Here is a 25,689-nt window from a genome sequence, read left to right on the forward strand (position 1 = left end):
CTGAGAACAGACGGACGGTGCCGCAAGCCGGACGGACGGGTAAATTAAATTCCTGACAGGTGATTCGTTTCATGCCCGATCTGCCCGATACACTGCTGTATTCGTTATACGAACAGACTTCTGACGCGGTCTTCGTAACGGGCGCGAACCGGCGTATCCGGCATGTGAATCCGGCCTTCACCAGCCTGTTCGGATATAGCCGTGACGAGATCGCCGGCGTGGGTCTGTCCGCGCTCTACGCCGAGAAGAGCGTGTTCGACGCCAGCGACGGCGATGCCGGTGCGCCGGACCTGCTCTACCGGACACGGTCGGGCAGCACGTTCTGGGGGACGCTGCGCCTCATCCCGATGCAGAACGGCAAGGAATTGCTGGGCATTATCCGGGATGTGACAGGCCGGCGGACGCTCGAACGCCGTATCGAGGACGGCGAGCGACTGCTGCGGGACGGGCTTGGTTCAGGCAATCACGGTGCCTGGCGATTGAGCCTCGCCGAACGCATTGTTGAAGTGACGGGACCGCTGGCGACCTTCCTGGGATATGCGGACGAAGACGCAGTCATTCCATTGGCGGAATGGCGCGCCATGATCCATCCCGAAGACCAGGGGGCAACGCTCAAGGCACTCAGCGCCGTCTATCGCGGCCGGATGATGTCTGCCGAACTGCGGATGAAGGGCAAGGATGGCCAATACCGCTGGATGCATGCGCGCGGGCGTCTCAACTCCCATGAGACACGCCGGAACACGGCCAGCGGGCTGATCATCGATGTTCATCAGAAGAAGACGCTGGAACGCCAGATCGAGCAATCCGACCGGCAACTCGCCGATGCGCTCAAGGCCGCGGACCTCGCCGCATGGCGACACGATCTGAAAAAACACTATTCGACCATTCGCGGCGACCTGGCGGGACAGCTGGGCGTCAACCAGGACCTGCCGGAGATCCCGGGACCGGTTTGGATGGACCGCGTGCACCCGGAGGACGCCCAGGCGGTAGTCTCCGGTACAATGGCCGTTGCAAACGGCGAAACCGAAACATTCAATGTCCTCTATCGCGCGAAATCCCTGTCCGGGGAATGGCGCTGGATCCGATCGACCGGACGCCTGATCCAGCGCGATGCGGACGGCAAGCCCTGGATCGCTGCCGGCGTCCTGAAGGACGAGACCAGGCGCATTCGCCTGGAAATGGCGTTGAAGGACGAAAAGGACCGGTATGAGTCGGTCTACCGCGCCACTCCCGCCATGATGCACACCATCGACGCTGAAGGCCGCATCGTTGATGTCAGCGATTATTGGCTGAGCATTCTGGGTTATGACCGCAGTGAAGTCGTCGGCCGGCCCCCGACAGATTTCCTGACCCCGGAGGGCCGGGAACGCTCCCGGACTGTCGGCCTGGCCGAACACTGGCGTACCGGGCGTTGCGAAAATGTCCCCTATACATTCGTCAAGAAGTCCGGTGAGCGGGTCGAGACCCTGCTTTCCGCCGTGGTCGAAACCGGGGACGATGGTGCCCCCTTCCGTTCGCACGCCGTGCTGGTGGACGTCACGGAACGAAATGCCCTGGAAGCCGCCCTGCGCGAGGAGAAAAACCGCTTCGAACGCGTCTACCAGGCCTCACCGGCCATGATGCACACGATCTCGGCGGACGGGCGTATTGTGCAGGTCAGTGACTACTGGCTCGCGGTGATGGGCTATTCACGCGACGAGGTGATCGGCCGCAAATCCATCGACTTCCTGGATGCGGAGTCCCGCGAGCGGGCCCTGACCGACACGTTGCCCTCGCTGTTTGCCACGGGCAGCAACACCAACATCCCTTACCGCTTCATCCGCAAGAATGGCGAAACAATGGATGTGCTGCTCAGCTCGTTCCTCGAGCGGCATGACGACGGCACACCCAAAGCCAGCTATGCGGTCGTGTCCGACGTCACTGCGCTGCGCCGGGCCTATGACGACCTGAAACGCTCGAACCGCGAACTCGACCGGTTTGCGGCCATCGCCTCGCATGACTTGCAGGAACCCCTGCGCAAGATCGCGGCCTTCGCGAGCCTGCTGAACCGCCGTCACAAGGACACGTTTGACGAAGATGCGCGGCGGGCGCTGCATTTCATGCTGGATGCCGCCCTGCGCATGCAAACGCTGATCGACGAGCTGCTGACCTATTCGCGGCTATCCAACCAGCCCATCAAGACCACGTCGATCGACATGTCGCACGTGGTCGCGGACGCCATGAACCGGCTGGACTCCGCCCTGGCCGAAACAGGCGGATGGGTTTGCGTTGGCGAGCTTGCCCCGGTCGAAGGCGATCACGGGGTTATCGTCCAGATCCTGCAAAACCTGCTCTCGAACGCGGTGAAGTACCGCAGTTCTGCCAGTCCCCGTATCCGGATCCAGTGCGAGACGGATGGCGACAAGGCGACCTTCTCGGTCATCGACAACGGGGTCGGGTTTGACCCGCGCTTCGCCGAAAAGGTGTTCGCGCCGTTTCAGCGCCTGCATGCGCGCGGTGAATATCCCGGAAATGGGATCGGCCTGGCAATTGTACAGCAGGCGGTCGAACGCCATGGCGGAGAGGTCTGGGTCGAATCCACCCCGGGAGAAGGGTCCACCTTCTATTTCAGCTTGCCGGTGGCCCGGTCCGAACGCAGCAGCGGGCGCGCGGTCGCCTAGTCGAATTCCTTGCGCCAGCGCAGCGCGATGGAGGCATCCGCTGTCCCGGTCACGCGCGACAGAAGCCGCAGGTCCGGACGCAACTCCCACTCGATCCGCGCGGCCGTCGTCATGTCTGCCCCGGTGCCCGCTTCGATCTCCAGATACACATCTTCGTCGATATAGCGGCCGCCGGTGACGATCGGTGCGCCACTGGCACCGGTCCGGATCGAGAGGCGATCAACGCCCGTGAGATTGCGAAGCCTGTCGAAGGCATCGAAACCGCCTCCGCCGGTGGCGGCGCTCGACAGGGCCGCAGCGAGCTGTGCGGCTTCCAGGGTCGACAATTCCGAGACCGAACGGCCGAAAAGGACCCGTGACAGGACTTCGTCATCGGGCAATTGGGGACGGCTCGTCAGGGCGATCCGCGGGGCGGTCATCGGGCCGGACACTTCGACAATGGCGGTCAGGCCTTCGGTCTCGCGCTGCGCCCGGATCTGGACCGTCGCCTCATCCACACCGCCATCGAACCGGACCTGGCCTGATTGCAGGTCGAACGGCCGGCCAATGAGGGAGGCGGACCCGCGCTGAAGGTCGGCCACACCGATCAGTTTCAGTGCGGTCAGCGGCCCCCTCGCCTGGATATCGAGCGACCATTCGGAATCAAAGGACGGCCCGCGGATATAGACGCGGCCCGGCGCGGTGACGTGGTAGTCGAGCGTGAAGGGCGATGTTCGCCTTTGGGGAGCCGGTGCCAGCGAATCCGGGCGATTGATCTCGGTGACCTCGATCTCGACGATCGGATCACGCCCGCCCTCGGGCGGCCGGGCCTCGACCTCGTCGAGACGGGCTTCGCCGGTGACATGCACACCGGTCTCGGAAATCTCGAACCGGGCATCGCCGGTCGCCATGACCGACAGGGTGCGCTTGTCGACCGCCGAGAAATTGCGGAACTCGACATTGAATTCGCCGTCCGGACGGGCATCGGCGAAACTGATTGCGCCCGAGCCCGACAGCGTACCGCGATCTCCATCTGTTGCGGTCACAGAATCCAGGGTCGCTCCGTCGCCGGAAAATGTACCCGACGCGGCAACATCGACGATGTGGACGCCCTGCCGGATGTCGGTGAAAGTCCCGCCCGAGAAGCCGATATCGCCTGCGAACTCCGGCCCGCCGACCGTTCCGCTGACTACCGCTTCGGCGTTGATTATTCCGGTCAGGGTCTGGGATTCGGGCAGATAGAAGCGCGCCAACGTGCCGACCGGGCCGGTCAGCCTGGCCGACCCGGACACCGGCGCACTGCTGCGGTCCCTGATCTCGCCCCAGTTCGCGATCACGCCGGTTTCAATCTGCAAATCGGCGGTGGCGGCGAGATCCGCCCCGCCCGCTTCGAATGTGGCCGTGAAGACATCACCGGGCATGGCGGCTTCGAGACGCGCCGTAATCGCCTGCTCCGGATTGCCATTGGCCGGATAAATGTCGGCGGCTTCGACCCAGGCGGCACCTGTAAGACCCGACGCGGCGCGGCGATAGCTGAGCTCACCCGATACCGACCCCTCGGTCAGGCTGCGGCCACGCACCTGCGAGAGAAGCTCTGCCGGCATGTCGGCGAAGCGAACCGACACCGTGTCTGCCGCGTCGCCAAAGACGGAATCAAACGACAGTGACATCGGCCCCAGCGACCAGGCGGCCGACAGGTGCTGACCGGCTTCCACATTGCGGAGACGGACGGGTTCCGTGCTGGACAGCGTATAGGGACCGACATCGCCCGTGCTCGTCACGTCAGCCTGAAAGCCGTCCTCTTCATTGGTGATCGTCCCGTCGGCATTGATCCGCCACTCATAGCCATAGGAGCCGCGCGCGGTCGCTGTCAGTGCGAGCCGGTCCAGAGGCCCCTGCAAACGCGCCTCAAGGCGATCGAGCTCGACCTCTCCATTACGCCAGCCCTCAGCCAGCAGCCTTGCGTCAATCTGCAAGGTCTCGGCCCCGCCCAGCGTCAGGGTCAGGGACACCGGACCGCCGTCCGGCAGACTGCCTGACGCGACAAGACGGCCTTCCGCGTCCGCATCGCCAAATCGGGCCGATCCGCTCAGATCTGCGGGTCCGGCGGCCCCGGCGATCCCGTTTACCTGCCAGCCCTCACCGCGAATGATTTCGCCCCCGACATCGATAGGGCCATAAGGGCTTTCCGCGGTGACGCGCATGTCGGCGGAAAACGCGGCTGGACCGCCCCTTCCCTCGACCCGCAGGCGCGGCTCGGCAAACTGCACCGGACCGGCGGCCAGTCCCGGCGAGGTCGCATCCAGCCGCCAGACCAACGCGCCATCCTCACCCGTGCGGGCATCGAAGGCGGCTGCGGCACCGCCCGCCATCTGGACCGAGCCGAAATCAAGTGCGGCTTCGAGTGCCAGTTCACCGTTTGCGGACCACCGGCCCTGCCGGTCCTGTTCTGCCGTCCAGCGCGCAATCAGCCCGTCGCCGCGCGCCCGCGCCCGCTCGATCCGCCACTGGCCCTGGGCCGTCCTGTTTACGTTGGCGGTCAGCGTGACCTGACGGCCGAGCCGCTCGAACGCCGGGTGACCACCCAGCTCGCTCGCACGTCCATCCACAGACAACGCCACTGCCCCATCGAAATCGCCGGTCAGCACCAGGCTGGAGCGCGCTTCGCCGGTGACATCAGCCAATGCGGACAGATCGGGCAGCGTGGCTTCGCCGTCAAAAGTGTAGGACCGGTCTGCCAGGCTGACCGCGCCGGCTGCGTCCAGTCCTCCAGACCGACCGGCAATGGTGATGTCGTGAAAGGCGAGGCGGCGTTCAGCCGAAATCCAGTCAAACCGGGCGGCAATATCCGGGTCCGGCCCCAGCAGTTCGCCGAGAGCCTCGGCGGGGTAGGTCATGCCGTCCGAGGCGGCCTCAACAGAGATGGCGTATTGGTCCGGCTCGCGGACAATCGAGAGCGGGCCTTCGAGCACGCGCGCCGTAAAGCCGCGATAGCCGACCTCAAGCGCTCGCATCTGGCCTGTTCCGGACAGAGTCTCGCCGGTCGTCACCTGTCCCGACCATGTGATGGACGATGCGGTGATGGTTTCACCGCTCCAGGCCGACAGGCGGGCGGCAGAGAATTCAGCGTCGGCGTCCCAGCCCTCGCCTGCGCGCCGCGCGGTGATCTCCGCTCCGTCCATGCGTGCCCGCAGATTGGTGAGCGTCACGCTGTCACCGAAATCGCCGTCGACTTCGATATATGCGTCGCCGCCGATATAGCGGCGCAGGAGACGGTGCGGCCAGGTGGCTGCGTCGATCCCGGCGGACGCGGCAAACCGGCCCGCACCCCATTCACCGGTAAATTCCGCGACGGGCTGGCCATCGAGACGTAACGCCCCTGAACCTTCACCGGCCTCGCGTCCGCCAGAGACATCGGCGGTCAGCGCGACCGTGCTGTCTGGCGCGCGCAAGAGAGCGGCGAAGGGGCCGCCCGCCGCGCCTTCTGCGCGTACACTCGCCTCGACACGCCCTTCCGCGTCCAGGGCAGCGTCAATCCAGGCGAGGTCACCGGGCTGGTCGATCCGTTCCAGGCGCGCCGTCAGGGACAGACCACCGCCCGCCCGGGATTCCAGCGCGCTGTTGACCGCGAGAATGACCTCCGGTCCGGCCAGACCTTCGGCGAGTTCAAGCGCGGCAATGTCGAGACGGCCAACGACGAATTCGGGGATATCCGGACTGCCACCCCCGGACTCTCCGGAGGGCGGCTCGGACAGGACGGCAACGCGGCGTGCAGTGAGTTCGCGAATGACAAGACGGCCGGATGTCAGGTAGCGCAGGGGCCGCCAGTCCAATGACAGGTCCTCGATCACCAGCCACTCGCCCTCGGCGGCTTCGAGGCTGAACCGGTCGAATGCGAAACCGGAGAGCACATCGCCGCGCAGCCCGTCCAGCGAGGCCTCCCCGGCGCTGCCGAAACGGGCACCATCCACCCAGGACGCAATGGCCATCGCGCCCACGGGGCTGGCCACCAGAAGGCGTGCGCCGAGAACCAGACTGGTCAATCCTGCGAGGATGGCCAGGGCGAGTGTCAGGAGGCGGGGGAGTGCGGCTGGCATCAGGTCAGAAGGACTGTCCGATGGAGATGTATATCTGCACCGGCGTCTCGCCGCTGCGCCGGTCGACCGGTGTCGCGACGTCCAGCCGGATCGGTCCGAAGCCGGTGTAGTAGCGCACACCGGCCCCTATACCGGCGCGTAAGGCCCCGAAGTCGACATCCGGATTGCCGCCCGCCGACGCCGCATCGACGAAAGCGGCAAATCCCAGGCGTGGCGAATAGCGCCAGCGCAATTCGGTGGAGAGTTCGAGCAGGGAGACGCCGCCAAAGGGCGCGCCCGTGGGACCGACCGGGCTCAAGGCCTGATAGTCAAAGCCGCGCGCCGACCCGCCCCCGCCAGCGTAAAAGCGACGGTCAGCCGGGATCTCCCCGGCATCGGCGTTGAGGATGGTTCCGACCGCAGCCCGCGCGGCCAACACCCACCGATCGCTGAAAGAGTGATAGCCCGAGGCCTGAACCACGCCCTTGTAGAAGGTCGACACGCCATCATCGAGCAGCACCGCGGGTTCGATCACCCCTTCGATCCGGTAGCCATCGCTGGGGTCGAGTGCGTCATTGCGCGTATCCCAGACCGCACCAAGCGAGGCCGACGCGATATTGAGCGCACCCGATGTCGTGGCCAGAACCGTTGCTGCGGCTTCATCGATCCGGGCGGATTCGGCCCGGAGGCCCAGCGTCACGGCGAGCTGCGGCGTGATTTCACGGGTCACGGAAACAGAGGCTTCCAGCGCGTCGCGGTCATAGGCGTCGGTCCGTTCCGCCTCCGCGCGGATACCGGCGGTCAACGTCTGGCCGTAGCGCCGCCAGTGGGGGATATCGAGCCGTGCGCCGGCGTAACTGTCGATCTCGGCGAGCCTGGCGGACAGGGTCAGGGTTTCGGCACCCCGATAGAGATTGTGCCGCGTCAGCTCGCCTTCGACACCGGCTCCGTCCGACGTCGAATAGCCGCCGCCGAGCTCAAGGACGTGGCGCGGACCGGCCTCGATCTGAACGTCGACGGCGCGGTTCTCGCCGCCGCTCCCGTCGCCCAGCGTAACCTCGGCCGAGGCGATCCCTTCCAGGCCGCGCAGGCGGCTTGAAAATTCACCCAGCTCGGACCGTGTAACCGGTTCGCCAGGGGCGAAGGGCGCGAGGCGCTGAACGAGGCTGGCCCGCACCGGGCTGTCGTCGGGCACACGCAGCTCACCAAAGCGGGCAAACGTCCCGGGATCGAATTGGAAGGCACCGGTCGCTGACCGGACGGCATGATCGACAATGATTTCGCGATCCAAAGCCCGGGCATCGGGATAGCCGCGTTCCTGCAGCGCTTCGACAAGCCCGGTCTCGGCCAGTATAACCGCCTCGGCGCGGACCGGGTCGCCACTACTCAAGGTGAAAGCGGCTTCGGCGGCCTCGCGGGCATCGGGGCGGGGTGCCGCCGTGAAGTCGATCGAGAGTTGAGAAAAATTGTACAGGGGGCCGGGCCGCACCCGGATCGTCGGGCGCAGCGGGTTGTCATTCTGTACAGTCTCGGCACGGGCGGCGTAATAGCCCTGCGAGCGCAGGGCGCGCGTCACGCGATCAGCGGCCTCGACCGCCCGGTCATGAGCCTCGCGCGGGCCGGCCGGGACGCTCGTCTGGTCGCCGATCACGGCATAGAGGCTTTCAAGAAGTTCCGCGTCTTCAACGCCGCGGATGCGGGCGTAAGGTTCGGCCTGGGCCGTCGCGGCGAGCACGACAGCCGCAGCGCCTCCGCACAACAGCGTTGAAAACCGGTTCATGACACAATCCATAGCCGATCCGGACGCCCATGGGCGCCCGGCAAACCCGGCTATAGACCCGGAAAAGTGTCAGAAAAACGGACTCCGCCCGCCCCGGTCAGGATTTCCGGACCGGAATGGCCAGGAATTGCGGCGCGATGTGAAGGTCGCGCGCCAGACGCAGCTTGGACAGGATCAGGATCATGGTTCCGTTATAATCGACAATCCGGTTCCAGATGCCCCGGCGCGGCAGGTGCAGCGCGCTGCGCGGGAAATCATGGTGATGGTTGTGGAGCGCCTCGCCGCCCGTCAGCAGGGCAAGCACATAGTCGAGCCATTTCGGGGTTTTCATGTGGCCGAAGACATTCACCCCGAGGGTGGTGGCGTGGAATTGCAGGCCGCGGCCAATGATGGCGCTGGCGTGAATGATCATCGTCAGGACAAGCGAACCGCCAGCGAGGGCAACGATGCCATAGATCAGCGCCGGGAGGATGAGGTGGAACACCAGCGACAGCGACAGGTGGAACTGGTCCGCCCAGCGCACAACCGGCAGCTTGGAGAGCCAGCGCGCCATCGGCCGGTCCATGTCGCGTTCGTCGCGCCACAGGATCCAGCCGATCCAGGCCCAGAATTTCCCTTCTGCCGGATTGTGCGGATCACCCGGCTGGTCAGCGAGACGGTGATGCTGGGAGTGATAATTCACCCAGTCCTTCAGCTTGCCCTGCATGGCAATGATGCAGTTGAGCGCCACCACCAGCTGGGCGGGCGGGCTGAGATAGCCGGCCCGGTGCTGGAGAATCCGGTGAAGCGGTCCGATCCCCATGTTGCAGACGAAAATTGCGCCAAGGACGGTCGCGATCGCGATGGGCGCATACCACCAGCGCAAAGTCACAGCGTCGAAAGCCAGGCCGGCGATGATCGCGCCGACCAGCGCCAGGACTCCGAGCGCAGGATAGATCACGGCGGAAAAGGCGCTGGTCCAGTCCAGCGTGCGCCAGGATTTGATGACGGCTTCGGACCGGGCCAGGATTGCGTCTGCGGGTGTCATATGTGTCGTCTACCTTCTCTACCGGCCACCGGAATTGCGGGGCCGTTCACAGCACCGGTAAACTCCGGTGATGCGGGATAAGGAAATATGAATTCCGGGCTTGGCAAGGGCCATCGCGGAATTTTCATCATTCCGTACACGGATATTGATCGCGAGACGCTAGAAATCCCCCGCGAGACAGCGTTTCCGGATGGAGCGTTTGTCGAACTTTTCCGAGCCGATCCGCGGCAGAGGATCGTGGACGATCCAGACATGTTCAGGCCGTTTGAAGGCCGCGAGCCGGTCTTTCAGAAACTCGGCGATATCGCTCGCCTCTAGTCCCGCGGCCGGGTCGGCGACGATGGCGGCACCCACTGTTTCCCCGAGGCGTTCGTCCGGCACCGAAAACACGGCAGCCTCGCGGATTGCCGTGTGTTCACAGAGCGCAGCCTCGACTTCGAGACAGGCGACATTCTCGCCGCCGCGTACGATCATATCCTTCAGCCGGTCGACGATTGAGAGGAATCCCTCCTCGTCGAACTCGCCCATGTCGCCCGTCTTCAGCCAGCCGTCCGGCGTCAGGGCGGCATCAGTCGAGTCCGGGTCATGGAGGTAGCAGCGGAAATTCCCCGGGGTCCGAATCCAGACTTCGCCTGGCTCACCCGGCGCGCAATCCTGGCCGTCTTCGGCGACGGTCTTCACATCAGTCAGTGGCGGCAGCGGGCGGCCGGCAGCGCCCGGCTTTCTCTGGTAGTCGGCCATGCCGGCATAGGTTCCAAGCGCGCTCGATTCGGTCAGTCCGTACCCGGATGATGACCAAGCCCGGGGAAATTGCTCGCTCAGTCGGGCAACATGGGAGGCGGGGCGCTTGGCCCCGCCCGAACCGAGATCAAGCAGACTGTCGAGCGGCTCACCCATTTCACGGGCCTTGAGCATCAGCTCGTAGGACATGGTCGGAACGCCGACGAAATTGGTGATGGCTTCGGCCTTGATCAGGCGGATCGCCTCGTCCGGCGACCACTTGCGCATCAGCACCATTTTCCGGCCAATCAGCACCGACAGCATGAAGATGGGATGCGAGCCGGTGACATGGAAAAAAGGAAGCGCGACGAGGATGGACGGGTTTTCCGGCACCATTGCCGCCCCGGCCGGTGTCGCTTTGACCGACGCCGCGACGAGCGCAAAGGACAGAATGGACGACCATGCGGCACGATGGGTCAGGACAACGCCCTTTGGCTTGCCGGTCGACCCGGAGGTGTACATCACCGCCAGATCGTCATCCGGGGCGATCTCGACCGCGGGCGGCGAGGTGTTGGCACCTGCATCCATGATCGCCTGAAGCGTGGTGTCGGCTCCGTCGAGATCACCACCCGCCGCGGCGAGCCGGAAGCCAAGCTTCGCTTTTGACGGGGTGATGCGGAGCCCCTGTTCAGGATCGGCGATGACAAATGACGCGCCACAGTGTTCGAGGGCGAAGGCCATCTCGTCGGCCGTCCACCAGCCATTAAGCGGTACGACGACCGCGCCGAGTGCGGCGATGCCGAGGTAGCAGGCCATCCACTCCGGGCTGTTGCGCATGGCGAGAGCGACGTGATCGCCTTTCGCCACACCCTCCTGAGCCAATCCGGACGCCACGGCGCGGGACTTCGCAGCCAGGTCGGCATAGGTCCAGCGATCCTCACCACAGACGACCGCCGTAGCTGCGCCATGCGCGTCGCAGAGGGCGATCAATCCCCGCAAATCACCCGGAGCATTGACGAAGGCGCGATAGCGATTGCCCCGGATCTCGGCCTCACCGATGGCAAAAACCGGCTCGTGCGCGATGATGTGCATCATCGCCTTTTCAATGTCGGCGCGTTCCGGCGCGGTCCGCTCTGCGGCCATGTTTCTCCCCTCTCCCCGCTGGACGGCCAGCTTAGCCGTGGAACGAAGACGGGGGGAAGTGCGCTGTTACGCCGTCCCCTGCCGTCCCGCGCCGAAGGAGTCCGCGATGCCCCACCCGATCTTTTTTGACGGGATATTTGACCTCGGGCGTGCCGCCCTCTCTGTCCTGTTGATGTACGGGGCGATGATCGCCTTGGTCCGCCTGACAGGAAAGCGGTCTGTCGCCCAGTTCAATAATTTCGACTGGGTGGTGATCGTGGCGATGGGGTCGCTGATGGCCTCGGCGACGCTGCTGGATGACGTCACGCTCGGCGAGACGTTGCTCGCCATGGGCCTGCTGTTCAGTCTGCAATGGGGGCTGACGCGACTGGTTTTCGCCATCCCGGCCGTCTCGCGAACCGTCAAGGCCAAGCCGCGCCTGCTGGTGAAGGACGGGCAGTTTCTTCCCGACGCCATGCGCCGCGAGCGCGTCACCGAGGCTGAAATCAGGGCCGCCGTGCGCCAGTCCGGCCATGCCGCACTGGAAGAGATCAAATGGGTGGTTCTCGAAACGGACGCGGAATTGAGCGTCATCTCGCGGGACACCGCCGAGCGGTCCGGCCGGTCCGCGATGGTCGATATCGCCGGCTGTTGACCCGCTGACATTTCAGCGAAGTCTCTTCTCCCTTCCCCCCGACCCGGGTTAGGCTTGGCCGCGAGCCGCTAACGGGAAGACTCTTGGATCGGGGATTTGAGATAGGTTTCAAGGCTCCGCTCGTCGACACGTTCGGGCGGCAGATCACCTATCTGCGCCTGTCAGTAACCGACCGGTGCGATCTGCGCTGTGTCTACTGCATGAAGGCAAGGCCTGAGTTCCTTCCGAAGGCTGATCTGCTGTCGCTCGAAGAGCTCACCACGATTTGCGATGCCTTTATCGCGCGTGGCGTCACCAAGATCCGCGTCACGGGCGGCGAACCGCTGGTGCGCCGGGACGTGATGACGCTGATCGAAAACCTCGGCGCGCGGATCGGCAGGGCGGGCCTGGAAGAGGTCTGCCTGTCCACGAACGCGACCCAGTTGCCCCGCTTTGCCCAGCGTCTTGCCGATGCCGGAGTGAAGCGGATCAACGTTTCCCTGGATACGCTCGACCCGGGTCGGTTTTCAGACCTGACGCGAGGCGGAAAGCTCACCGATACGCTCGCCGGGATCGATGCCGCGCAGGCCGCAGGCCTCAACGTAAAGATCAATGCGGTGGCGCTGACAGGCGCCAACGAGACCGAAATCCCGGACATGATCACCTGGGCGCACGGGCGGGCCATGGACCTGACCCTCATCGAGGTCATGCCGATGGGCGAGGTCGAGGCGGACCGGGCTGACCAGTTCCTTTCGCTGGGCGTGGTGCGCGACCAGCTCGCAGTGCGCTGGACATTGACCGACTTACCCGACCGGACCGGCGGACCGGCGCGCTATGTCCGTGTCGAGGAGACGGGCGGACGTGTGGGCTTCATCACGCCGCTGACCGGGAATTTCTGCGCGGGGTGCAACCGCGTCCGCGTCACCTGTACCGGCGAGCTCTTCATGTGCCTCGGGCGCGACGGCAAGCTCGACCTGCGCGAAGCATTGCGGGCCGGCGGACGTGACGCGGTCGACGCCCTGCTCGACCGGGCGATGGACTTGAAGCCGGAAGCCCATGACTTCCGGATCGAACGCGGTGCCTCTTCAGGCGCGAACCGCGACATGGCACGGACGGGCGGCTGATGCGGCTGAGACTGCGCTATGTCGCTGCCCTGCGCGATGCGATGGGCCGGTCCGAAGAGGATGCCGAATTCCACAGACCTATCTCCGACGGCCACGCATTGATCGCCGCCATGGCCGAACGCGAACCGGAGGTCGACTGGTTCACCAGCCCGGCCCTCCGTCTCATCGTCAATAACGCCATCGTCACGCGCGAGCAGGCGATCAATGACGGCGATACGGTCGCGTTCTGCCCGCCCTTCTCCGGCGGCTAGCCGAGCCGGTCGGTCATCTCGCTTTTCATTTCGTCAAAGGTGTCCTCGACGGATGCTTTCGGACCCGGCGTCAGCAGGCTGCCGACGATGATGGTTACAAGACAGACCAGGAAGCCCGGCACGATCTCGTACATCACGGACGAAAGCTGGAAGACATAGACCCAGAGGAGGACCGTGACCGCCCCGGCGATCATGCCCGCGAGTGCGCCCCATCGAGTCATCTTCTTCCAGAACAGGCTGAGCAGGACGACCGGACCAAAGGCTGCGCCAAACCCGGCCCAGGCGTTCGAGACGAGGCCGAGCACCGAGCTCGAGCGGTCATAGGCCAGCAGGATGGCCACGGCCGCTACGGCGACCACCGAGATCCGGCCGACCAGGACCAGCTCTTTCTGCTTGGCCTTCCGGCGCAGGAAAATCTTGTAGAAATCTTCGGTCAGCGAGCTCGACGAGACCAGCAGCTGGGAGGAAATCGTCGACATGATCGCGGCCAGGATCGCCGCCAGCAGGAAGCCGCCGATGAAGGGATTGAAGAGCAGGTCCGACGACAGGACGATGAAGATCGTCTCCGGGTCATCGAGCGGTATGCCGCGCTGGGTCACATAGGCCAGGCCCACCAGTCCCGTCGCGAGCGCACCGACCAGCGTGACGAACATCCAGCTCATGCCGATATTGCGCGCCGTCGCGACGTCCTTGACCGAGCGGATCGCCATGAAGCGCACAATGATGTGCGGCTGGCCGAAATAGCCCAGTCCCCAGGACATGGCCGAAATGATGCCGACCAGCGTCATGCCGGAGAAGAGATCGAGCAGAGCCGGATCGATACCCTCGATCGTGGCGACGAATTCACTGCCGCCGCCGACACCGGTGAAGGCGACGACCGGCACCAGGATAAGGGCGACGAACATGATGCAGCCCTGAACGAAGTCGGTCATTGATACGGCCATGAACCCGCCGAGCAGGGTGTAGAGCACGACCACGCCCGCGGTAACGTACAGGCCCCAATAGTAGGAGAGGCCAAAGGCGCTTTCGAACAGCTTGCCGCCTGCAACCACGCCGGACGAGGTGTAAAGCGTGAAGAAGATGACGATGACGATGGACGAGATCACGCGCAGCAGGCGGGAGCGGTCCTCGAAACGCTTCTCGAAATAGTCCGGAATCGTGATCGCGTCGTTGGCGACCTCGGTATAGACACGCAGTTTCGGGGCCACGAGCAGATAGTTGGCGAGCGCACCCAGCAAGAGGCCGAAGGCAATCCAGGCCGCTGACAGGCCGGACACATACATCGCGCCAGGCAGCCCAAGCAGCATCCAGCCCGACATGTCCGACGCACCGGCCGAAAGGCTGGTGACGGCTGGGCCGAGCCGCCGGCCACCGAGCAGATAGCCCGATGTGTCACTGGTGGATTCCTTGAAGCCATAAAGCCCGATGGCGATCATGACGATGAAATACAGGGCGAGCGAAACGCCTGTTCCGATTTCCATACCCGAAGTATCCAGTTTGTTTGCTGTGCGAGGCGCGCGGAGAACGCGCGGGCGAAATGTCGCCCGACCCAACATATCCGGACCGGGCCCGTCAAGGGCGGGCCGGACGGCTATCACCCGGGCCGGGGCCGCGAGCGTGGGTCTGCATGCTTCCGGTCAGACCGTGGCCAAGGCCCCGGAAGCCCGCGATGCCGCGGATGACATCGCGTGCACTCTCGCCGAACTCATTCGCCGGCATGGAGAGCGTTAGTCATCGTCGAACGCGTAGGGCGGCAGGGAGTGAATGGCCGTTTTCAGCGCCTGCCCCCAGGCATCAGACAGGGCGTTGAAGGCGAGGTCGTCGGACTCGATCCTTCGCTCGCGCCCTACTCGGAAACTGTCTTTCTCATAGGTCATCAGGTCGAGCGGCATGCCGACCGAGAGATTGGCCTTCAGCGTGGAATCGAAGGACAGGCAGAGAATGCGCACTGCGTCCTCGAAACTCATCGCCGGATCGTAGCCGCGCAACAGGATCGGGCGTCCGTATTTGGTCTCACCAATCTGGAAGAAGGGATTTTCATCGCTCGCCTCGATGAAATTGCCTTCCGGATAGACCAGGAAGAGGCGCGGCTCGGAGCCCGCGATCTGCCCGCCGACAATGAGTGTCGCGCTGAACGTCGAGTCCGCCACAGGGCCATTGCCAGATTGGGACTGCACGGTTTCCTTCAGCGTATCGCCCACAAGCTTGGCGACCTGAAACATGGTCGGGACTTCCAGAATGCTGGGACTACGATCCTCTGGGGCTTTCATGCGCTCACTAAGGAGGCTGACCACGGCCTGCGTCGTCGCCAGGTTTCCAGCGGTCAGGATGGTGATCACCCGCTCGCCCGGCTTGGACCAGTTGAACATCTTGCGGAAGGTGAAGACGTTGTCGACGCCGGCATTGGTGCGCGTGTCGGCCATGAAGACCAGGCCCCGGTCCAGGCGCATGCCTACACAATAGGTCATTGATTAAGCTCCAACACGCCGCTGTTCGATGCGGAAGGGTTACTGCTGGACCTGCACCGAGACAATCATCGATTCCGCAGTCCCGCCGACAACGAGACCGGACACCGGTGCTGCCTCCGAATAATCGAGCCCGGTGGCGACCGTCACATATCGCCCGTCAGGCGATATCGCGTTTGACACGTCAAAGCCGACCCAGCCCAACCCGTCGACATGGGCCTCTGCCCAGGCGTGGGTGGCATCCTGTTCGACCCGGTCATTCATCATCAGATAACCCGATACGTAGCGGGCCGGATAACCCAGCTCGCGGGCCAGACTGAGAAAGACATGGGCATGGTCCTGACAGACACCATGCTCCTCTTTCACCGCTTCCTCGGCAGTGGTCGCGGCATGGGTCGCGTCCGCGTTATAACGAACCGCCGCCAAGATATGGTTCGACAGCGCATGCAGGCGGGCGACATCGTCGTCCGCGTGCGGAGAGAAGGATTTCAGGAGGGCTTTCATGGCCGGTCCCGGCTTCGTCAGCGCCGTCTGACGGCAAAAATGCCAAAGCGGCGTGGGACTACTGTGGAGGCCGGCCACACCGGATTGGTCATGGGTTTCGACATCGCCCGAACAGGTCACCTTGATCTCTGTCACACCGGGGATGATGGAAATCAGGTCGACTGTATTGCCATGTTGATCGGTGAACTGTGCCTCGACCCGGCCGCCCTCAATGCCGACCGTCCAGCTGTGTACTGTCTGGAGCAGCGAGTTCGACGGACGCAGGCGCAATTGCTGGAGCCCGTCGGTGACCGGATGGTCGTAGGCGTAGCCGGTGTTGTGGGAAATGGTGAGCCGCATATCCGTCACGCATTGAACCTGTAATCGTTTTCAATCTGCAGGCTGAGCGCGTTGTTGCGCATGATGAAGCCGCCGAGGAATTCGTGCAGGCCCGTCTTGAAAACGGCCTCGATCGTCTGCCCGGCCAGGTCCTCGTTCAGCGCGTGCGCCAACAAGCGGCTGTCGGATCGCTCACCGTAAAGCTCGCACAGCGTGTCGAGGGCGCGGACATAGTCCGACGTACAGAAGCGCAGCGAGCGCGGCATCTGTGCGTTGAGCGTGAGGAACTCGGCGATCTTCATCGGTGTCGTCTCGCCGCCGAAGAGCCAGTTGAAGGACCGCGCCGCAGACGCGGACCGCAGGATGGACTCCCACTGCACATTGTCGAGCGAGGACCCGACATTCGAGGTCGAAGGCAACAGGACATAGTATTTCACGTCGAGAATCCGCGCCGTGTTGTCGGCCCGCTCGATCCGGGTCCCGAGGCGTGCGAAGCAATAGATGTCGTTGCGCAGCGCCGTGCCATTCCACGAGCCCCTCACCAGCGCGCTGCGGCGGCGGATCAGGCTGAGCACGTCAGGCAGGTGACTGCTTGGCACCGGACGCGCCAGCGCGTCCTTCAAGATCAGCCAGCCTTCATTAACGTTTTCCCAGACCTCGCGGGTCAGGGCGGTGCGCACCATGCGGGCATTGTTCCGCGCGGCTTCAAACAGGTTGAGCACGCTCGAAGGATTGCGCTTGTCGCGCAGGAGGAAGTCGATCACACGGTCGGCGTCATACCCGTCATGGGTTTCGCGATAGGCATCGCCGGCCCCGGCCGTCGTCACCACGGATGCCCATTCGTTCTCGCCAGAGGCGGCGCGGGTCAGCGCCATGCGCATACCGGCCTCGACAAGGCGCGCGGTATTCTCGCTCCGCTCTAGCTGGCGAAACATCCAGAATAGGCCACTGGCAGTGCGTCCAAGCATCAGTCCTCCAGCACCCAGGTGTCTTTGGTGCCGCCGCCCTGGCTGGAATTGACGACCAGCGAGCCTTCCTTCATCGCCACGCGCGTCAGCCCGCCCGGCGTGATGTCGATCCCGTCTGGCGAAACGAGAACGAAAGGCCGCAAGTCGACATGGCGCGGCGCGAGGCCCGATTTGGCGAGCACCGGCACGGTCGACAGCGCCAGCGTCGGCTGGGCGATATAGCCTTCCGGATTGGCCTTCAGCTTTTCGCGGAAGGCGGCGATTTCCTTTTTGCTGGCGGCGGGACCGACCAACATGCCGTAACCGCCCGAACCATGAACCTCCTTGACGACGAGATCGGCGAGATTGTCGAGCACGTGGGAAAGCGAGTCCGCGTCCGCACAACGCCAGGTCGGCACGTTCTGCAGGATCGCGGTCTTGCCGGTGTAGAACTCGACGATGTCCGGCATGTAGGAGTAGAGCGCCTTGTCGTCGGCGATGCCTGTGCCGGGCGCGTTGGCGATGGTGATGCCGCCTGCGCGGTAGACGTCGAAAATGCCTGGCACGCCCAACATGGACTCTGGCTTGAAATTCAGGGGATCGAGATAATCGTCGTCGACGCGCCGGTAGAGGACATCGATCGGCGTGTAGCCTTGAGTCGTTCGCATCGCCACACGCCCGTCGGCGACCCTGAGATCGTGGCCCTCAACGAGTTCGGCACCCATCTGTTCAGCCAGGAAAGCGTGCTCGTAATATGCCGAATTGTGCAGGCCCGGCGTCAACACGCCGATCACAGGCCGGCCGTCGCAGGCTGGCGGCGCACTCGCCGACAATGACCGGCGCAGTTTAAGCGGATAGTCGCTGACCGCTTCGACCCTTATTCCTGAGAAGAGCTCGGGAAACATGTTGAGCATGGTTTCCCGGTTTTCCAGCATGTAGGAGACGCCGGACGGCGTGCGGGCATTGTCTTCCAGGACAAAGAACTCGTCCTTGCCGGTACGGACCAGGTCGACCCCGACGATATGGGTATAGACCCCGCCGGGCGGTTCGACACCGAACATTTTCGGCAACAGCGCCGCGTTGCGGGCGATCAGGCTTTGAGGGACCTTGCCAGCCCGGATGATGTCCTGATCGTGATAGATGTCGTGCAGGAAGGCATTGAGCGCCTGAACGCGTTGCTCGATGCCCTTGGTCAGCTTTGCCCATTCGCGCGCCGAGATAATGCGGGGGATCTGGTCGAATGGAATGAGTCGCTCGTCAGCCTTGGCGTCCGAGTAAACGTTGAACGTAATTCCTGTGCGCCGGAAGAAGGCGTCGGCCTCACGCGCCTTGCGGCGCAAGGCCGTGCTATCCATGTCCTTCAGCCAGTCGCAATAGGCCGTGTAGGGCTCGCGCGCCTCGCCATTCTCGTCGAGCATTTCGTCGAAGAACAAGCCCCACCTCGTCTGATCGACCGGACATCGCCGGTTCTTGTCCAGCAGCCTAACGCGGCAAAAGACGGTCTGGCTAGGTGATACAAGTCCATCGCGCTTTCAGATCAGGTGTGCTACATGCCGCGCCGCGCGAGAGAGCTTCGGTATGGGGTGACGCTTCGACAGCGCACCTGATGAAACCTGCCGGAGCCCGGATCACCCCTGATCCCGGCCTCGCGCGCTATTGGACTATTTACCTTCCATGACCACCGATACCCGTATCGCGCCAGCCCTGGCGCGCGCCCTCGCCGCGAAAGGCTATGACACGCTGACCGAAGTCCAGGAGGCGGTGATCGCCCCGGAGGCAAGGGGCCGAGATCTCCTGGTTTCCGCCCAGACCGGCTCGGGCAAGACTGTCGCCTTCGGCATGGCCATCGCGCCGACACTGCTCGGCGATAAAGAGCGTTTCGAACACGCTGCCGCGCCGCTGGCGCTGATCGTCGCGCCGACGCGCGAACTGGCCCTGCAGGTCCAGCGTGAACTGACCTGGCTTTACGCCGAGACCGGGGCGCGCCTTGCCTCCTGCGTCGGCGGGATGGACCCGCGCGCAGAGCGCCGGGCGCTGGAGCGCGGCTGTCACATCGCGGTCGGGACGCCGGGCCGGCTGCGAGACCATATCGAGCGCGGCGCGCTCGACCTGTCGGAGCTGAAGGCTGTCGTCCTCGACGAGGCTGACGAGATGCTCGATTTCGGATTCCGGGAAGACCTTGAATTCATCCTCGACGGTGCCCCAGGCAGCCAGCGCACCCTTCTCTTCTCCGCGACCGTTCCGAAGGCTATCGCCGATATCGCCCGGCGGTATCAGAACGACGCCCTGCGCCTGTCGACGGCGGGCGAACGGTCCCAGCATGCCGATATCGATTACCGGGCGCTGACCGTCGCGCCGAGCGACCGGGAAAATGCCATCATCAACGTGCTGCGCTATTACGAGGCCGAACGCGCCATCGTCTTTTGCGCCACGCGCGAAGGCGTGAACCGCATGGCGAGCCGGTTCGGCAATCGCGGATTCTCGGTCGTCGCCCTGTCGGGTGAACTCAGTCAGAAGGAACGCACCCACGCGCTGCAGTCGCTGCGTGATGGCCGCGCCCGCATCTGTATCGCGACCGATGTCGCGGCTCGCGGGATCGACCTGCCGGGCCTCGAACTCGTCATCCACGCCGATCTGCCAGTCAATGGCGATACGCTGAAACACCGCTCGGGCCGAACCGGGCGCGCCGGTCAGCGCGGCGTATGCGTGCTGATTGTACCCGCCAACCAGCGCGGAAAGGCCCAGCGCCTGTTGCGCTTTGCCCATGTCGAAGCCGAATGGGGCGAAGCGCCGGGCCCTGATGAGATCAAGGCTCGCGACCGGGAACGCCTGCTCTCCTTGCCTGCTTTGTCAGCTACTTACGGCAGCGCAGACCTCGCTGAAGCGCGCGGCCTGATCGGTCGCTATGGTGCCGAACAGGTGGCGGCGGCCTTTCTCGCCCATCTCGCCGCAGAAGCCCCGCCGGCAGAGGAGTTGGCAAATGTCGACGCACCGCGGGACCGCAAGCCCACACCGCGCGATGCGTTTAATGGTGGCACATGGTTCCGCCTGACCGCAGGCCGCAATCAGCGCGCCGAACCGCGCTGGCTGTTGCCGCTGATCTGCCGCCTGGGTGATGTCACCCGCCGCGAAGTCGGGTCGATCCGCATTGAGGACGAAGAAACCCGCTTCGAGATCGACTCCGCCGCGGCAGGCCGCTTCCTGTCCGCCGTGAAGGCCAATGGCGGGGGCGAGGGTTCGATCCGCGTCTCTGCCGACGGTGACACGTCTCCAATAGCGCCAAGTGAGCCGGCCTCACCGGCCCGCGCACACGGCAAAGGGGACGGCAAAGGGGACGGGGCGAAAGGCGGACGGTTCAAGCCGGGCATGGGCGGAAAACCTCCGAAGCGGCGGGAAAGACCCTTCAAGACCGAACGGAGACAGGGTGACGCGCGCAAGGCAAAACCGCGCAAGCCCGAAGCTGGCGCTGACGGGGTGAAGTTCCGCCGCAAGCCGCGCCGCCCGCGGCAGGACGGCTGACGGGCCTGGTGTTGCACTGCAACACCACTGCCGGTCCCAATCGGGGAATCCCCCGGGCTCATTGAACTTTTCGCCGTGTGCCGCGTTGTCCCCGCAGGATAACCCGATGGAGATTTTACACATGGCGACGACCACCAAAGCCCGTGCGTCCAAGGCCGCCTCGAAAGTCGAGACGACCGCGGAAAGCGTTGGAGATGATATCAAGGCGCTGCGCGAGGATGTCGACAAGCTGCTGAGCGATATCGGCAAGCTTGCGCGTGCCGAAGCCAAGGTCGGCGTTGACGCCACCAAGGCCAGCGCGGACTATGCGATCGAACGCGGCGAAGAAGTGTTCGACCGCTCGAAGGACTATGTCCGCGAGAACCCGCTGACCGCCTGCGGTGCGGCGCTTGGCGTCGGCTTCCTGGCCGGCCTGCTGATGAAGCGCTAGTCATGGCAACGCGAGCCATCCTCATCGTTACGGCGGTTCTGATCGCCGTAACGGGGCTCGGTTTTGCGGCGGCGGCGGGATATATCGCCGCCGCTGATGCCGTGGGCCCGCTGGCCGCAGCCGGCCTGATTGCCGGCGTGTTGCTGCTGGTCGCCTTTGCCCTGGTCATCGCCGAGCGCATTGTGGCGAAGACCGATACGCAAGAAGAAGAGTCGCCCGCGAACGACGCGGCCGGCACCGCTCTGACACTCGCGCGAACCGCCATAAGGGAAAACCCGGTTCAGGCCATGGCACTGGTCAGCACGCTCGGTTTCCTGGCCGCGCGGCGGCCCGGGGCCGCCGCGCTGCTGATCGAGCGTGTCTCCAAATATCTGTAGGGCTACGGCCCCGACAGGTCGGTCAGGCGAAGAATAGCGCCTGACCGATCGCGGCCTTCACGGCTTCCGATAGGAAGGGCTTGGTGATCAGGTAGGTCGGCTCCGGGCGCTCGCCGGTCAGAAGGCGCTCCGGGAAGGCCGTAATGAAAATCACCGGACAGTTGTGCACCTTCATGATGTCGTGGACCGCGTCGATGCCCGAGCTGTTATCGGCGAGTTGAATGTCCGCCAGGATCAGGCCCGGCTTGGCGTCCGGTGCCCGTTCCAGCGCTTCGGTACGGGTCCGCGCCAGCCCGACAACGTCGTGGCCGAGACTGCGGACGATATTCTGAAGGTCTGCGGAAATGATAGGCTCGTCCTCGATGATGAAGACCCCGGTTTTCAGCACGGCATCAATTTCGGTCCGCGCTTCCGCGACCAGACCGCCGACTTCTTCCGGCTCGACACCCAGGACAGCGGCCGCCTCGGTCGGGGTAAATCCTTCCATCGACGTCAGCAGAAGGGCCTGACGGCTTTTCGGCGACAGCCGGCGCAACCGCGCTTCGGCACCGTCCCCCCCGGATCCGTCATCGGGTGTTTCCAGCGTTGCCGAGGACGATCCCCAGACGGTGTGAAACAGCTTGTAGAGGGCGACTCGGCTGGGCAAGCCGGAGTCAAGCGCGCTGCGATCCGCGATCGCGGCTTCCAGCGCGGCACGCACATGTGCGTCGCCGCTGGACTGTGATCCGGTCAGGGCCCGTGCATAGCGCCGCAGGAAGGCAAGGTGCGGCGCCAGTTCGTCGACATAGCTCATATAATTTTTCCCCAAAAGGATTTCACTAACAGACGGTGTGTCCGGGCGCGATAAACGCTTCACCGCCAATTTAGTTCCACCCGATCCGGTTGTAAGGGAAAAATGTGAGTTTTTATGGAACCTAATTGGGAACGGCCCGTTTATCATCCGAACGCGACCAGTGTATAACTGTGTCCGTCCGAGAGTTTGCAGCGAGTAGGACATGACGAAATTGGGTTCATCTTTCAGGCCCTCGAAGGCGAAAAATCTCGCCGTTTTGAACGACAAGGACGCCCCCGAGGCCATCGGGCGCCGGTTGCGCGACATGTATGATGATGTCGTCAACGAACCCGTGCCCGACGAGTTCATGGACCTTCTCGCAAAACTGGACGACAAGCCGGAGGATGGCGGAGATGACAGCCGCTAGTGCGCAGGGCAAGGATGCCGACAGCGCCGAATTCCGCTCCGAACTGACCAAGCTCATTCCGCACCTGCGGGCGTTCGCGCGCAGCCTGTGCAATGACGCCAGCGAAGCGGACGACCTGGCCCAGGAAGCCCTGGTCAAGGCCTGGCGCGCGCGTGACCGCTTTGAACCCGGCACCAATTTGAAAGCGTGGGTCTTCATGATCCTGCGCAACCATTTCTATTCGGAGCGGCGCAAGGCCTGGCGGAAGAACGAGACCAGCGGCGAGCATATCGACGAGATGTCCCCGATGGCGGCCGGTCAGGATTCGATGATCGAACTGGCCGACATCAAGCACGCCCTGTCCGAACTGCCCGATGAGCAACGCGAAGCGCTGATCCTGGTCGGTGCCGGCGGGTTTTCCTACGAGGAAGCCGCTGATGTCTGCGGCTGTGCAGTAGGAACCATCAAGAGCCGGGTGAACCGGGCGCGTATTGCGCTGGCCCGGCTGATGGAGCGCCAGACCACCCCGAAGAGCAACCGGGAAGAAGCGCTGACGGCTGCGGAAGACATTATCGCCGAAGCTCACGCTTTGGCGAGCACGCGTGATTGACGTTTCCGAGTTGCCCCGGCGCAGGTTCGGCCTGCGTCTGCGGTTGCTCGTTCTCGTCGCGCTATCGCTCTCGCCAATTTTCATTCTGGCCGGCATCCAGACCTGGATCGATGTGGGCGAGGAACGTGAGAATCTCGAACTGGAACTGGTGGCCACCGCGCGGCTTCTGGCCCATGACCAGGAAGTCCTGCTGCGAAGTTCGGCTGACATCATGCGCGTACTGTCCGGAGTCCCGGCGGTCGCAAACCTGACATCGGACTGTCCGGCCGTGATGCGGCTCTTGCCGGCGCAAAACCGGGCCTACACCAATTTCGCGATTATGGGCCTCGACGGCCGGACACTGTGTTCGGGCATACCGGTTACCGACACGCTGAACGTGTCCAATCGGGAGTGGTTTCAACAGGTCATTGCCGAGGAGCGCTTCGTCATCGGTCGTTCCCAGATTGGTGTCGTGACCGGGGAATCCGTCATTACCGCAGCCGTGCCCTTTTACCAGAATGGCGAGCTGGCCGGTGCCATGATTACCGGTATCCGCGTCTCGGTCATTCAACAATTGGGGATCGACGAGGATGACCGTTCGGGGCTGATAGCGGGTATTGTCGACAGTGCCGGGCAGGTCGTCACCGAGCGGCGCGAGCTCAGTGTCGATATCATCAGCCCGCAACACCTTCGAGCCGCCGCCGAAGGTGAAGTGCATGTCTTTGAACGGGAAAACCCTCGCTCGGGACGACGCATCCTTGCCCTGGCCTCCCTCATCGAAGACGATGTGTTTGTCCTTCTGTCGGCACCGCGCCCGTCATTCCTGTCCTGGCGATCCATCAGTGTCTGGGGCACGATCGTCCTGCCGCTCCTGATGTGGGCAATTGCCCTGATCGCCATCTGGATTGCAGCAGATTTCCTCGTCCTTCGCTGGGTCTCTTATCTCACACGGATAGCCCGCCTGTACGGCCATGGACGCTATGATGTCGTCCCGATGCGCGCACAGAATGCGCCGCGCGAACTGCGCGAACTGGCCGATTCCTTCCAGTGGATGGCCGAACGGATTGCGGAACGCGACGAGGAGCTGACTGACGCGGTCGAACACCAGCAGATCCTGATCCGTGAAGTCCATCACCGGGTGAAGAACAATCTCCAGATTATCACCAGCCTGCTCAATCTGCAGCTCGGCAATGTCAAAGAGGAGCAGGCGGTCCGGGCGCTGAAGGAAGCCCAGTCGCGTATCAACGCCCTGGCGATGGTCCACCGCAATCTCTATGAGGCCGAAGACCTTCGATACATCGTTATCGCGCCCTTCTTCAGCGAGCTGTGCCGCCTGACCCACCAGGCCGGTCCGGGCGAGGATGGCGGGATCAAGCTCGACTTCCAGACCAATCTTGGCGACGAGGTGATCTCGACCGATCAGGCGGTACCGCTTGCCATGTTCGTGACCGAGGCGATGACCAATGCCTACAAGCACGCCTTCAACGACCTGAAGGACGGCCACACGCTGACCGTTTCGGTCAATGCCGTGGAGCGCGATGGCAAGACCTGGATCGAGGCCGCCATCGCCGACAACGGACCGGGCTTCGACATGTCGGCTCCGCGCCGCCGCGGCGTTGGATCCTCCCTGTTTGAAGCGTTTGCCATGCAGCTCGATGGTGAAAGCGAGGTCGTCTCGGCACCCGGAGAGGGCATGCGGATCTCTCTGGTCTTCCCCTACGAGCAGGACGACCCCGCTGAATAGACCGTGAGATGGAACCGGGACGGTGCGGGCGCGTTTATGCGGGGTCTGGATGTAGAATGGAGACGGACATGAAGACCCTGATCAATGGCCTGATCATTGCCCTGATGGCGCTTTCGGTAACGGCCTGCAATACCGTTCGCGGTGCCGGCCAGGACATCGAGGACGCGGGCGAGACGGTTCAGGACGCCGCCAACTAGCCGGCAACTACCGCACGCGAAATGATGAAACCCCGTCCCGGAATTCCG

The 25,689-nt window shown here is 63.9% G+C and carries 21 protein-coding genes; 11 read left to right on the forward strand and 10 right to left on the reverse strand.

All coding sequences use genetic code 11. The features are described from left to right. The first annotated feature begins 71 nt into the window (after positions 1-71). Complete coding sequence (locus V0U35_RS13425; RefSeq protein WP_330197256.1) at positions 72-2,660, forward strand: PAS domain S-box protein; 2,589 nt, start codon at positions 72-74, stop codon at positions 2,658-2,660. Here V0U35_RS13425 and V0U35_RS13430 read toward each other — a convergent pair. From V0U35_RS13430 to V0U35_RS13445, 4 genes are all read right to left on the reverse strand, one after another. Then, positions 2,657-6,736, reverse strand: coding sequence for a translocation/assembly module TamB domain-containing protein (locus tag V0U35_RS13430; RefSeq protein WP_330197257.1), 4,080 nt, complete (start codon positions 6,734-6,736; stop codon positions 2,657-2,659). The two genes, V0U35_RS13425 and V0U35_RS13430, sit on opposite strands and share 4 nt — an antisense overlap. A 4-nt stretch (positions 6,737-6,740) precedes the next feature. After that, a complete protein-coding gene (locus tag V0U35_RS13435; protein WP_330197258.1) occupies positions 6,741-8,495 on the reverse strand; it encodes an autotransporter assembly complex protein TamA in 1,755 nt (584 codons plus the stop codon). 97 nt (positions 8,496-8,592) lie between these two features. After that, positions 8,593-9,522 carry an acyl-CoA desaturase gene (locus V0U35_RS13440; protein WP_330197259.1) on the reverse strand — a complete coding sequence of 310 codons (930 nt, stop codon included), beginning with the start codon at positions 9,520-9,522 and terminating at the stop codon, positions 8,593-8,595. Positions 9,523-9,681: 159 nt separating this feature from the next. After that, positions 9,682-11,385, reverse strand: a complete 1,704-nt coding sequence (locus V0U35_RS13445; protein ID WP_330197260.1) for a class I adenylate-forming enzyme family protein — start codon at positions 11,383-11,385, stop codon at positions 9,682-9,684. Positions 11,386-11,491: 106 nt separating this feature from the next. Here V0U35_RS13445 and V0U35_RS13450 point away from each other — a divergent pair, with 106 nt between their 5' ends. The 3 genes from V0U35_RS13450 (at position 11,492) to V0U35_RS13460 (ending at position 13,373) form a co-directional block, all read left to right on the forward strand. Then, positions 11,492-12,019, forward strand: a complete 528-nt coding sequence (locus V0U35_RS13450) for a DUF421 domain-containing protein (protein WP_330197261.1) — start codon at positions 11,492-11,494, stop codon at positions 12,017-12,019. 83 nt (positions 12,020-12,102) lie between these two features. After that, a complete protein-coding gene (gene moaA / locus V0U35_RS13455) occupies positions 12,103-13,122 on the forward strand; it encodes a GTP 3',8-cyclase MoaA (RefSeq protein ID WP_330197263.1) in 1,020 nt (339 codons plus the stop codon). Continuing rightward, entirely contained in the window at positions 13,122-13,373 is a 252-nt protein-coding gene (locus V0U35_RS13460) for a MoaD/ThiS family protein (protein WP_330197264.1), read from the forward strand. The genes moaA and V0U35_RS13460 overlap by 1 nt, the downstream gene beginning before the upstream one ends. Here V0U35_RS13460 and putP read toward each other — a convergent pair. The 5 genes from putP to V0U35_RS13485 all read right to left on the reverse strand — a co-directional run bounded on the left by putP (position 13,370) and on the right by V0U35_RS13485 (position 19,025). Further along, positions 13,370-14,854, reverse strand: a complete 1,485-nt coding sequence (gene putP, locus V0U35_RS13465) for a sodium/proline symporter PutP (RefSeq protein ID WP_330197266.1) — start codon at positions 14,852-14,854, stop codon at positions 13,370-13,372. The two genes, V0U35_RS13460 and putP, sit on opposite strands and share 4 nt — an antisense overlap. Positions 14,855-15,100: 246 nt before the next feature. Further along, positions 15,101-15,841: a proteasome-type protease gene (locus V0U35_RS13470; protein WP_330197267.1), complete on the reverse strand. Its 741-nt coding sequence runs from the start codon at positions 15,839-15,841 to the stop codon at positions 15,101-15,103. Positions 15,842-15,880: 39 nt separating this feature from the next. After that, entirely contained in the window at positions 15,881-16,681 is an 801-nt protein-coding gene (locus V0U35_RS13475; protein ID WP_330197269.1) for a transglutaminase family protein, read from the reverse strand. Positions 16,682-16,686: 5 nt separating this feature from the next. Next, positions 16,687-17,628: an alpha-E domain-containing protein gene (locus V0U35_RS13480; RefSeq protein WP_330197271.1), complete on the reverse strand. Its 942-nt coding sequence runs from the start codon at positions 17,626-17,628 to the stop codon at positions 16,687-16,689. Next, complete coding sequence (locus tag V0U35_RS13485) at positions 17,628-19,025, reverse strand: circularly permuted type 2 ATP-grasp protein (RefSeq protein WP_373696412.1); 1,398 nt, start codon at positions 19,023-19,025, stop codon at positions 17,628-17,630. Before V0U35_RS13485 ends, V0U35_RS13480 begins: the two co-directional genes overlap by 1 nt. Before the next feature lie 256 nt (positions 19,026-19,281). Between V0U35_RS13485 and V0U35_RS13490 the strand changes: the two genes are divergently transcribed. The 3 genes from V0U35_RS13490 to V0U35_RS13500 all read left to right on the forward strand — a co-directional run bounded on the left by V0U35_RS13490 (position 19,282) and on the right by V0U35_RS13500 (position 21,933). Continuing rightward, entirely contained in the window at positions 19,282-21,126 is a 1,845-nt protein-coding gene (locus tag V0U35_RS13490; protein WP_330197273.1) for a DEAD/DEAH box helicase, read from the forward strand. 121 nt (positions 21,127-21,247) lie between these two features. Beyond that, a complete protein-coding gene (locus tag V0U35_RS13495; RefSeq protein WP_330197274.1) occupies positions 21,248-21,556 on the forward strand; it encodes an ElaB/YgaM/YqjD family protein in 309 nt (102 codons plus the stop codon). 2 nt (positions 21,557-21,558) lie between these two features. After that, on the forward strand, positions 21,559-21,933 hold the full coding sequence (locus tag V0U35_RS13500) for a hypothetical protein (RefSeq protein WP_330197275.1): 375 nt from the start codon (positions 21,559-21,561) through the stop codon (positions 21,931-21,933). Positions 21,934-21,955: 22 nt separating this feature from the next. On the opposite strand, the gene V0U35_RS13505 is transcribed toward V0U35_RS13500, so the two are convergent. Next, complete coding sequence (locus V0U35_RS13505) at positions 21,956-22,726, reverse strand: response regulator (RefSeq protein WP_330197276.1); 771 nt, start codon at positions 22,724-22,726, stop codon at positions 21,956-21,958. 202 nt (positions 22,727-22,928) lie between these two features. Between V0U35_RS13505 and V0U35_RS13510 the strand changes: the two genes are divergently transcribed. The 4 genes from V0U35_RS13510 to V0U35_RS13525 all read left to right on the forward strand — a co-directional run bounded on the left by V0U35_RS13510 (position 22,929) and on the right by V0U35_RS13525 (position 25,641). Then, a complete protein-coding gene (locus V0U35_RS13510; protein WP_330197277.1) occupies positions 22,929-23,132 on the forward strand; it encodes a NepR family anti-sigma factor in 204 nt (67 codons plus the stop codon). Further along, the gene (locus tag V0U35_RS13515) at positions 23,119-23,721 is read left to right on the forward strand and encodes a sigma-70 family RNA polymerase sigma factor (RefSeq protein WP_330197278.1); all 603 of its coding nucleotides are present in this window, start codon (positions 23,119-23,121) and stop codon (positions 23,719-23,721) included. Before V0U35_RS13510 ends, V0U35_RS13515 begins: the two co-directional genes overlap by 14 nt. Beyond that, the gene (locus tag V0U35_RS13520) at positions 23,714-25,444 is read left to right on the forward strand and encodes a sensor histidine kinase (protein WP_330197279.1); all 1,731 of its coding nucleotides are present in this window, start codon (positions 23,714-23,716) and stop codon (positions 25,442-25,444) included. The genes V0U35_RS13515 and V0U35_RS13520 overlap by 8 nt, the downstream gene beginning before the upstream one ends. Before the next feature lie 68 nt (positions 25,445-25,512). Then, complete coding sequence (locus tag V0U35_RS13525) at positions 25,513-25,641, forward strand: entericidin A/B family lipoprotein (protein ID WP_330197280.1); 129 nt, start codon at positions 25,513-25,515, stop codon at positions 25,639-25,641. The last annotated feature ends 48 nt before the right edge of the window (positions 25,642-25,689 follow it).

It is taken from the genome of Hyphobacterium marinum, from assembly GCF_036330325.1.
GTDB classification, from domain to species: domain Bacteria; phylum Pseudomonadota; class Alphaproteobacteria; order Caulobacterales; family Maricaulaceae; genus Hyphobacterium; species Hyphobacterium marinum.

Bases quoted from the DNA above. Each gene is read 5' to 3' on its own strand.
- V0U35_RS13515 (WP_330197278.1), top strand. From the start codon at position 23,119: ATGACAGCCGCTAGTGCGCAGGGCAAGGATGCCGACAGCGCCGAATTC.
- V0U35_RS13495 (WP_330197274.1), top strand. From the start codon at position 21,248: ATGGCGACGACCACCAAAGCCCGTGCGTCCAAGGCCGCCTCGAAAGTC.
- V0U35_RS13470 (WP_330197267.1), bottom strand. From the start codon at position 15,841: ATGACCTATTGTGTAGGCATGCGCCTGGACCGGGGCCTGGTCTTCATG.
- putP (WP_330197266.1), bottom strand. From the start codon at position 14,854: ATGGAAATCGGAACAGGCGTTTCGCTCGCCCTGTATTTCATCGTCATG.
- V0U35_RS13525 (WP_330197280.1), top strand. From the start codon at position 25,513: ATGAAGACCCTGATCAATGGCCTGATCATTGCCCTGATGGCGCTTTCG.
- V0U35_RS13430 (WP_330197257.1), bottom strand. From the start codon at position 6,736: ATGCCAGCCGCACTCCCCCGCCTCCTGACACTCGCCCTGGCCATCCTC.
- V0U35_RS13460 (WP_330197264.1), top strand. From the start codon at position 13,122: ATGCGGCTGAGACTGCGCTATGTCGCTGCCCTGCGCGATGCGATGGGC.
- V0U35_RS13475 (WP_330197269.1), bottom strand. From the start codon at position 16,681: ATGCGGCTCACCATTTCCCACAACACCGGCTACGCCTACGACCATCCG.
- V0U35_RS13425 (WP_330197256.1), top strand. From the start codon at position 72: ATGCCCGATCTGCCCGATACACTGCTGTATTCGTTATACGAACAGACT.
- V0U35_RS13450 (WP_330197261.1), top strand. From the start codon at position 11,492: ATGCCCCACCCGATCTTTTTTGACGGGATATTTGACCTCGGGCGTGCC.
- V0U35_RS13505 (WP_330197276.1), bottom strand. From the start codon at position 22,726: ATGAGCTATGTCGACGAACTGGCGCCGCACCTTGCCTTCCTGCGGCGC.
- V0U35_RS13490 (WP_330197273.1), top strand. From the start codon at position 19,282: ATGACCACCGATACCCGTATCGCGCCAGCCCTGGCGCGCGCCCTCGCC.
- V0U35_RS13500 (WP_330197275.1), top strand. From the start codon at position 21,559: ATGGCAACGCGAGCCATCCTCATCGTTACGGCGGTTCTGATCGCCGTA.
- V0U35_RS13510 (WP_330197277.1), top strand. From the start codon at position 22,929: ATGACGAAATTGGGTTCATCTTTCAGGCCCTCGAAGGCGAAAAATCTC.
- V0U35_RS13485 (WP_373696412.1), bottom strand. From the start codon at position 19,025: ATGCTCGACGAGAATGGCGAGGCGCGCGAGCCCTACACGGCCTATTGC.
- V0U35_RS13445 (WP_330197260.1), bottom strand. From the start codon at position 11,385: ATGGCCGCAGAGCGGACCGCGCCGGAACGCGCCGACATTGAAAAGGCG.
- V0U35_RS13480 (WP_330197271.1), bottom strand. From the start codon at position 17,628: ATGCTTGGACGCACTGCCAGTGGCCTATTCTGGATGTTTCGCCAGCTA.
- V0U35_RS13435 (WP_330197258.1), bottom strand. From the start codon at position 8,495: ATGAACCGGTTTTCAACGCTGTTGTGCGGAGGCGCTGCGGCTGTCGTG.
- V0U35_RS13440 (WP_330197259.1), bottom strand. From the start codon at position 9,522: ATGACACCCGCAGACGCAATCCTGGCCCGGTCCGAAGCCGTCATCAAA.